Below are 7,764 nucleotides of genomic sequence, written 5' to 3' on the forward strand. Positions count from 1 at the left end.
GCAGTGAGCGTCTGCCCCACGGCCCCGGGTGTTCGCATCCGGGGCCGTTTTTTTGCGCTTCCTTCCTGTTTTGCCGTTTTCCTGTGACTGCCGCCCCTCCATTCCCCGATCCTATCAGAGAAGGATCACCGTCGGTGTTGGACCGCACGACCGACTGAGCCGCGTTCCTCCTTCTCGATCGTGCCTCTCCTTGATTTGTTCCCGACCGCGGCGGCCGTCCTTTCCCCGATCCGACGGCCGAGCCATGCCGCGATCTGATCACCGATGAGCCGACCGCCCGTTTCGTGATCCCCCTGTCATGGTGATCTCTCCGTCGTCGGCTTGCGCCTCGACTGCCGAAACGAATCCGGATTTCGGACGCAAGTTGTTGTCCGGGTTCCAGGTTCCGTCGATCTGTCGCGGCGCACCGAGCCGCGCACGGATAGCGCACCGGCCGCGCACAGCCCTTGCCGACGACCTGCTCCGACGCCCCCGCCCCCTCAAGCCATCCCTGAACGCCCGGCCCGACTCCACCCGCCCCTCCGTCCCCGCGAGGCTTTCCCGGCACGATTCCCGAAACGAATCCGATTGTTCGCCCCAACTCCTGACCGGGCTTGCCATTCCGTTCAACCCCTTCGGCGCACCGAGCCGTGAGCACCCCGCGCACCAGGCCGCGCACGCTTCGCCAGGCTCTGCCCACTCCCCCACGATGGCATCTTGGGACAAGACCCGGCGATCGCCCGGCGCACGGCTCCCGAAACGATTGAGGGATTTTGCCGTAACCCTCAATCGCCTCCGGCGATCCGGCAACCGTCAATGGCGCACCGGATCAAGATCAGGCCGTCTCTCAGGGCTGCTCGGCGGTCGTGCGTTCGAGGTCGCTGGCCGGCCGATGGCGATCGATCTTCGAGCGGAAGTCGCCCAGGCTGGGCCACTCGGTCGGCTGGTTCAGGTCCACCTCGGCGATGGCCACCGTCCCCCATTCCGTCGCCTGCTGCAGGACGCTGCCCGATCGGTCATAGATGGCCGAGATCATCCAGTTCGAGGAGACGTCCTCGTAGGTGCTGCTGATGACGAAGACGTGATTCTCGGCCGCCCGGGCCTCGGCCAGGTGCGGGTTGCAGCCCCAGACGGGCCAGGCGATCACCTCGGCGCCGTTGATCGTCAGTTGGCGGGCGACCTCGGGGAAGAAGCCGTCGTAGCAGATCATCAGGCCGACCTTGCCGAACCTCGTGTCGAAGACCGGGTACTCCGAGCCGGGCATGATCCCCGCGTCCGACTCCCCGGGGGGCAAGGTCACCTTGCGGTAACTGCCGACCAGCTCCCCATCCGGCCCGATCAAGGTCGCGACGTTGTAGAGCAGGTGCCCGTCGCGCTCGACCAGGCCGGCCACGATGTACAGGTCGTGCTCCCGGGCCATCCGGCCGAACGCCTCGGTCGAGGGGCCGGGGATCGGCTCGGCCACATCCGCAAAGGAAAGACCGGTGCCGAAATAGGTCAGGGTCTCCGGCAAGACGACCAGATCGGCCCCTTGCTGCGCCGCCTCGGCGATCAGCGGGGCGAACTGGTCCCGCTTGGATTCGGGCGTCGAACCCTCGCTCGGCCGGTGGTGGACCGTCGCCAGCCGGACCCGCCTCGGCGGCAGCGGCTCGACCCGCTCCATCGACACGGCACTCCACTCGACCTTCCCCCGCGGGGCAGGCCATCGCAGCCGCAGCTCGACCACCGCCCGGGTCGCCCCGCCGGGAGCCTGGTAGGTCCCCGAGACCTCGGTCCAGCCCTCGGCGTCGGTCGGGCCGTCGGTCGGATGTTCCGCCTCGGCCGGCGGCCGGTTCCAGTGGCGGAGGAACCCCGAGACGAGCGTCCCCCGGTCGTTCACCACCCGTCGGCCGTCGTCGTCCTGCCAGCGGATCATCGCCACGGCGCTGATCCGAGGGACCGGCACCCCCGAAACCTTTCGCAAGGCCCGGAACCGATACGACTCGCCCCCCTCGACCGGGATCGTCCCCACCCAGGCGCCATCAAGCCCCTCGCGGTCATCGGCCTCGATCACCAGGCGCGGGGCGTCTCCCGGACCGCCTCCCGGTTCCTGGCGGAACGCGGGGCGGATCTCGTCTCTCGGCGCATCGGGCTGCCACTGAATTGCGGCCGATCCGGTCTCTTCCCCGGCCCGGGCCGCCCCCGGGGGGCAGAGCAAGGGCCCCATCAGACCGAGACCGACGACCAGCACCGAACGCGACCGCGGGGCAATCATCATGGCGGGAGCCTCCCGCCGGCCCGTCGACCTCCCGCCGACCCGGACCGGCTCCCCGAAGCTAACGCCTCGACGGTCGGCCTCGCAAGCCGGTGCCGGCCCAATGGCCTCACTCGATCGCTTCGTACTCGAGTCCCAGCGCGAGCCGAGCGTCTTCGCTCACCCGCTCGATCGTCTCGACGGCCCGATCCTCGACCTGATCGGTCACGTCGGCCATCTCCGGGAAGAACAGGACCGTGCCGATCACCAGCCCGATCCCCATCAAATGCGTCCGAGGGTCCACCAACCATCCGAGCAGCATGGTCTCTCTCCGATCCGTCGTGGTCGTCACGATTGCGAGAATCGAATCGCACAATCGATTCTAGGACTCGCATGCACGCACGGAAAGAGAGCAATTTCGATGCCAAGCCCTGGTGCGGAGTGATTTCAGGCCAGCAGGGGGTCGGGGCAGGCGTCTCGGACGGCGACGGCGATGCAACGGGAGTCGGGGCGGTCCAGCCCCTCGGCGAAGGCCATCAGCAGGGCCAGGTCCGCCAGGCGGTTCAGGCGTCTCGGCAGCCCTTCGGCGTGGAGGTGGAGGGCTCGGAGCTGCTCGTCGTCGAACAGCGTGGCCCTCGCCCCGGCCCAGGTCAGGCGGCCGAGGACGTAGGAGGCCGATTCCTCCTCGGTCATCGGGCCGAGCGCGTAGCGGGCGGTCAGGCGATCGGCCAGGCTCGGCGGCAGGGTCAGCAGGACCTCGGGGGCCCCGACGATCATGACGCGGAGATCCGGGGGCCCGCCACCGGAGACGTTCTGGAGCAGCCGCAGGGCCTCGAACGTGCCGCGATCGTCGATCAACTGGGCCTCATCCACGATCAGCAGCACGGGCTTGCCGCGCGAGGCGGGGCCGGCGAGCTGGGCCCTCAGGCGTCGCAGGGTCGCGTGCAGGCCCGGGGCCTCGGCGCTCGCCGCGCGGTGCAGGCCGTCCAGCTCATCGGCCAGGAAGGCCAGCAATTGGGGGGCGGGCATGGCGGGGTAGGACAGGTGGACCGTCCGGCCGCCGAGCTCCCGGGCGAGGCTCGCGGCCACCACCGTCTTGCCCGACCCGGCGGGTCCGAACAGCAGGACCGGCCCCTGTCCCTGCTCCAGGCCGTAGCGCAATCGCCTCCGGGCCGCGTCCCTGGTCGCCAGCGGCACCAGGGCCTCGGGCGCGATCGACTCGGCGAAGGGCAGGGCGGTCAGCTCGAAATGGTCGAGGTACACGGGGGACTCCCGGATCGGTCGCGATCCGCCAAACTCGGGCCGGCCGCCGTCACGCGGCCCGGGGGCGAGCCGGCTGGTGGCTCAGACGAACGTCTCGGCCAGCCCGAGCAGGGGGATGTTCCCGGCGTCGAGCACTTCCAGGGCACGCAGCAGGGCCCGCTCGCCGGTCAGGGCCCGATGCGTGACCAGCACCGCCGCATCGACGGGCCGGTGGAGGACCGCCGCCGAGAGCCCGGTGAACAGCGGGCTGCCGTCGATCAAAATCAGGTCGTACGACCGCCTCAGGCGGGCCATCATGCAGGCCCATCCCGGCTCGTGGAGGAACTCTCGGGGGCGAGCGACCGGGCCCCGCAAGGGGAGGAGGCTGAGGTTGTCGTCGGGGACCTCGACGATGGCCTCCTCCAGGGGCACGCTGTCGAGGACGACGTCTTCCAGCCCGACCCGAGGCTTGAGGCCGAGCAGCCGGGCGAGCATCGGCCCGCCCAGGTCGCCGTCGACGATGAGCAAGCGACCCGGACGGCGCGCCAGGGCCCGGGCGACGGTCAGGACGAGGGTCGTCCGCCCCTCGGCCCGGTGGCAACTGGTGACGAGCAGGACCCGGATCTGGTCCCGGTCGCGGGCCGCGATCAGGTGATCGGCCAGGTGCTCGAACCGGGCGCCGTGCTCGCGCTCCAACGCCCGGACGGTGGCCGGCCAGGTCAGGGGCTGGGTGCGTCGTCCGGGCACGTGGAAGTGGGGCGGGGGGGGGACGGCCCCCGGCTCCGCCGGCGGTTCGAGCGACCGGGCCTCGACGATCCGCGAGTCGCTCGGGACTCGGGTCGGGGCGCGACCGGTCGGGTCGCGGCCGTAGGCGTCGGCCAGGGCCTGATCAAGGTCTCGCATGGCCGTATTCCTCCTCGCCATCACCATCGCTCTCCCCCGGCAACAGGTAGCCGGGGAAGGCGACCGGCAGCATTTCGACCGGATCGTCCGAGGGGGCCGAATCGACCGGATCCACGGGATCGGGGATGGGGACGTCCAGCTCGATCGCGAAGGGTTCGGCCATCGGGGCCGGCTCGTCCGCCATCTCCGCCTCGGCGTTCGTCGATCCCCGAGACCAGACGGCGATGGCGGCCGAGACGGCCAGCAATCCCATCACGAGGGCCAGCCCCGCCACCCGGACCTCGCGTCGAAGCCGACGCCTGGGCCTGGCGGCCGCGGACGGCCTCCGCGAAGCGGGCCGAGACCGGTGCGGCCCCGATCCGGGGAGCGTGGGCACCTCGATCAAGACCGGAGGAGCGACCGTCCGGGGAGCCGCCGATCGCGTGCTCACCGTTGCTTCGCGGACAGAAGGGCTTCCGATCATCGGCGAGGCTCCGGTTGAGGGGCGTCGAGGTCGGTCGCGGTTCCGGTTCGATGGCGAGCCGGGGCGGTTCGGGCGGCGACGGTCCGGTGTCCGTCGCCTGATTCCGATGATCGTCCGGCCCCCTGGGCAAACTTGAACGGCCGTGCCGGGCGTAGGGGTCGGCGTGTGCGACCTGGAGGGTTTTGGGGGATGCCGGGGTCGCGGCGATCGCGCCGGCCCGTCTCTCGGGGAGGACCATCCGTCACGCGGACTCGGGCGCTCCGAAGCGAAACGGCCCCCGTCCCATCGCCGGGGCGATGGGACGGGGGCCGACGAGACATCGGACATACGACGGTCGATCAGGCATTCCGAGCGGGGCAGGGGGGGTTATCGCGCGAACAGGCGAGAGAGCACGCCCCGTCGCGGGACCGGGGCGCCCGGCAGGTCGTTGCCGGGTGCCGAGCCCGGCCCGGAGCCGGCGAGGTTGCCGAATCCGGGGAAGACGCCGCCGGCCGGCCGGCCGCCCCCCAGCCCCTCGTACGAGGCGACCGGCTGGAACTGCGGCGGAGAACCGGCCAGCCGTCCGTTCAGGTTGCCGCCGTTGGCCAGGTCGAGCGATCGGATGTTCGCCTCGTTGACATAGGGGTTGTGCCCCTGCCATCGGGTCTCGGCGAGTTCGAGGACGTTGAGCGGGGCGTACATGGTGTCACCCCGCACGGCGATCCAGTCGGACTGATACGCCTTCGACTGGTCGATCTCGCCGTCGAGGCCATAGACGAGGGTGTACTCGTAGATGCCCAGGCGGGGCTTGGGATCGCTCTCGTTGAGGTTCGAGCCGGTATTGGCCTCGACCTCGACGAGCAGGCGGACCGAGCGTTCTCCCTTGCCGGGCATGGCGTAATAGGTGGTCGTGACCTTGCCGATGCCGTGGTTCCAGACCTCGCCGGCCGTGCCGTTGGGGGGGAAGGCTCGCAGGTTGCCGAGCAACGGCTGACGGCGCCCGACGACGTGCTGCTCCAGCATCCGGTGGACCTGAGGAGCAAAGCGGTCGGTTTCATCGGAACCGGGACGGGGCGGGCCGGCCGGGATGTCGGTGGCGTAATCGCCGATCCGGTGGTTCAGGTGGTTCTCTCCCAGCTCCGCCCAGAGGGCCTTCAGCTCGTCTCGGGTCAGGCCGGAACCGGGGGCCGGGACGGGCTCGTTGAGCAGGATCGACGAGACGGCGCCGCCGAGGCAGTGCCCCGGCCATCGGTTGATGTCCTGGCTCTGCGCGTACGAGGCTTCCCAGTTGCGCGCCCGGGTATTGAACAGCTGGTCATACTTCAGCAGGGGGGAAGGGGTGGAGTAGACCGTGCCCTCGGGGCCCCTCCAGGTCAGGTCGTCGTACAGGTTGGGGAACCAGGTGGCGGTGTCTCCCGCGGCGGGCAGCGTTTCCAGGATCCCGTTGGGACCGGGCAGGACGATGTCCTTCCCGGGGGCAATATAGCTGCCCGGCGTGGCGACCAGGATGTCGTCGCCATTGACATAGGTGGTGTCGACGCGGCCATTGCCGCCGGCCCACGGTTCGTGAATCGAGTCGCCCTTGGTCGGCCAGTAGTAGAAATTCCAGGGCTTCCGAGTCGCTTCACCGACCTGGACGAATTTTGTCGTGACGGTGTAGGCGTCTTTCGCATCCGAGATGAGGAAGGTGTACCAGCCGTGCTGGTCGCGCCCGACCTCTCCGCCGTTGGTGCGGGGGCGTCCGTCAGGTCCGACGATGCGGTCGACCTTGCCGTCGCTGGCCGTGACCGTCAACGTCCCGCCGTACCGGGTGGGGATATACACCCCGTAGAACCGATCCCCGCGCTGATCCGACAAAGCACCGCCCAGGGGGACTGGCTGCACCCGCTCCTGAGGCGCCGTCGCCCGGGATACGGATGGAATCACCGTCAGGGCGATCACGGCCCAGACCGCCGCCCCTCTGAGCCCGTTGCCGATACGCATGTTGCCTCCCGTCATTCCCGTCATAAGTCCATGGGTCGCGCCCGACTCCGCCTCCGCCGGCCTCGAACGATTCCGTGTCCGAGCTCGGGCGGACGCTCAGCGGCAGAGATTGCCTAGAGTGTTTCGGCCCGTCGGTGAGTGTCGATCAACGCAATAACCGGGCCGATGGAGGGGATGTTGAGCACGTTCGTCATACCCCCTAAATTTCCCCCGTTTGTCATCTCGCCTCGATCATCGAAATCCCTCATCCGAGGGGGGGGGACGGCCGATACCCAGGGTACCACCCGGACGGAGGATCGAGAGTGGCCCTTGTAAGGACGCGGGTTGGGCCGACTCTGCGACGATTCACGATTCCTGCCGTCGTCCCCGAGATCGAGGTGTTCTGAGCGGGAGACGTTCATGACCCCTCCACTCAGCTTCGATGCTGAAACCGAAACAATGCTGAGTGGCCGAACAGGCCAGGGAAGGCTTGTGACGGTTGAACTCCTCCGGATCGCCCGACGGGAACGTCGGTGCGAGCCTGGGGAGCGGGGAATCTGCTCACCGTAACCGATCGAGACGTCGACCGGAACGTACTGACACGAATTTCTTTTGCCTCGAGGTTATCGCGATGACCAAGGCTTTGGTCCTAGCACTTGCTCTGAGCAACGTGGGGACCGGGCATGGCGGCCACGAAATGGTTCACGCCACTGCCCAGGTCGCCCCGGCGGCTCAGGCCCCCGCCAAGGTGATGCCGGCCCCGCAGGCGCCGGCCAAGGTTGCGCCGGCTCCTCAGGCCCCTGTGAAGGTCATGCCGGCCCCGCAGGCCCCGGCCAAGGTCGCCCCGGCTCCCCAGGCCCCGGCCAAGGTCGCCCCGGCCCCGCAGGCGCCGGCCAAGGTGGCTCCGGCCCCCCAGGCCCCTGTGAAGGTCATGCCGGCCCCGCAGGCGCCGGCCAAGGTGGCTCCGGCCCCGCAGGCCCCGGCCAAGGTGGCTCCGGCCCCG

At 69.6% G+C, this 7,764-nt stretch carries 7 protein-coding genes; 1 reads left to right on the forward strand and 6 read right to left on the reverse strand.

Annotated features, from left to right (window positions below):
• Window positions 1-826: 826 nt before the first annotated feature.
• From AB1L88_RS22055 to AB1L88_RS22080, 6 genes are all read right to left on the reverse strand, one after another.
• Window positions 827-2,236: a carbon-nitrogen hydrolase family protein gene (locus AB1L88_RS22055; protein WP_367098855.1), complete on the reverse strand. Its 1,410-nt coding sequence runs from the start codon at window positions 2,234-2,236 to the stop codon at window positions 827-829.
• Between the two features lie 106 nt (window positions 2,237-2,342).
• Window positions 2,343-2,534: a hypothetical protein gene (locus AB1L88_RS22060; RefSeq protein ID WP_367098856.1), complete on the reverse strand. Its 192-nt coding sequence runs from the start codon at window positions 2,532-2,534 to the stop codon at window positions 2,343-2,345.
• A gap of 125 nt (window positions 2,535-2,659) precedes the next feature.
• Window positions 2,660-3,475 (reverse strand): AAA family ATPase, encoded by an 816-nt coding sequence (locus AB1L88_RS22065; protein WP_367098857.1) that lies wholly within the window; start codon window positions 3,473-3,475, stop codon window positions 2,660-2,662.
• Between the two features lie 81 nt (window positions 3,476-3,556).
• A complete protein-coding gene (locus AB1L88_RS22070) occupies window positions 3,557-4,357 on the reverse strand; it encodes a CpsD/CapB family tyrosine-protein kinase (protein WP_367098858.1) in 801 nt (266 codons plus the stop codon).
• Window positions 4,344-4,787, reverse strand: coding sequence for a hypothetical protein (locus tag AB1L88_RS22075; protein WP_367098859.1), 444 nt, complete (start codon window positions 4,785-4,787; stop codon window positions 4,344-4,346). Before AB1L88_RS22075 ends, AB1L88_RS22070 begins: the two co-directional genes overlap by 14 nt.
• A gap of 399 nt (window positions 4,788-5,186) precedes the next feature.
• Window positions 5,187-6,782, reverse strand: coding sequence for a hypothetical protein (locus AB1L88_RS22080; protein WP_367098860.1), 1,596 nt, complete (start codon window positions 6,780-6,782; stop codon window positions 5,187-5,189).
• 610 nt (window positions 6,783-7,392) lie between these two features.
• On the opposite strand from AB1L88_RS22080, the gene AB1L88_RS22085 reads away from it, so the two are divergent.
• Window positions 7,393-7,764 (forward strand): hypothetical protein (locus tag AB1L88_RS22085; RefSeq protein ID WP_367098861.1); only part of this gene is annotated, 372 nt, incomplete at its 3' end.

The organism is Tautonia sp. JC769 (assembly GCF_040717455.1).
Classification (GTDB): Bacteria; Planctomycetota; Planctomycetia; order Isosphaerales; family Isosphaeraceae; genus Tautonia.

Excerpts from the sequence above, each read along its gene's own strand:
- AB1L88_RS22060 (WP_367098856.1), bottom strand. The coding sequence starts at position 2,534 with ATGCTGCTCGGATGGTTGGTGGACCCTCGGACGCATTTGATGGGGATC.
- AB1L88_RS22070 (WP_367098858.1), bottom strand. The coding sequence starts at position 4,357 with ATGCGAGACCTTGATCAGGCCCTGGCCGACGCCTACGGCCGCGACCCG.
- AB1L88_RS22055 (WP_367098855.1), bottom strand. The coding sequence starts at position 2,236 with ATGATGATTGCCCCGCGGTCGCGTTCGGTGCTGGTCGTCGGTCTCGGT.
- AB1L88_RS22080 (WP_367098860.1), bottom strand. The coding sequence starts at position 6,782 with ATGCGTATCGGCAACGGGCTCAGAGGGGCGGCGGTCTGGGCCGTGATC.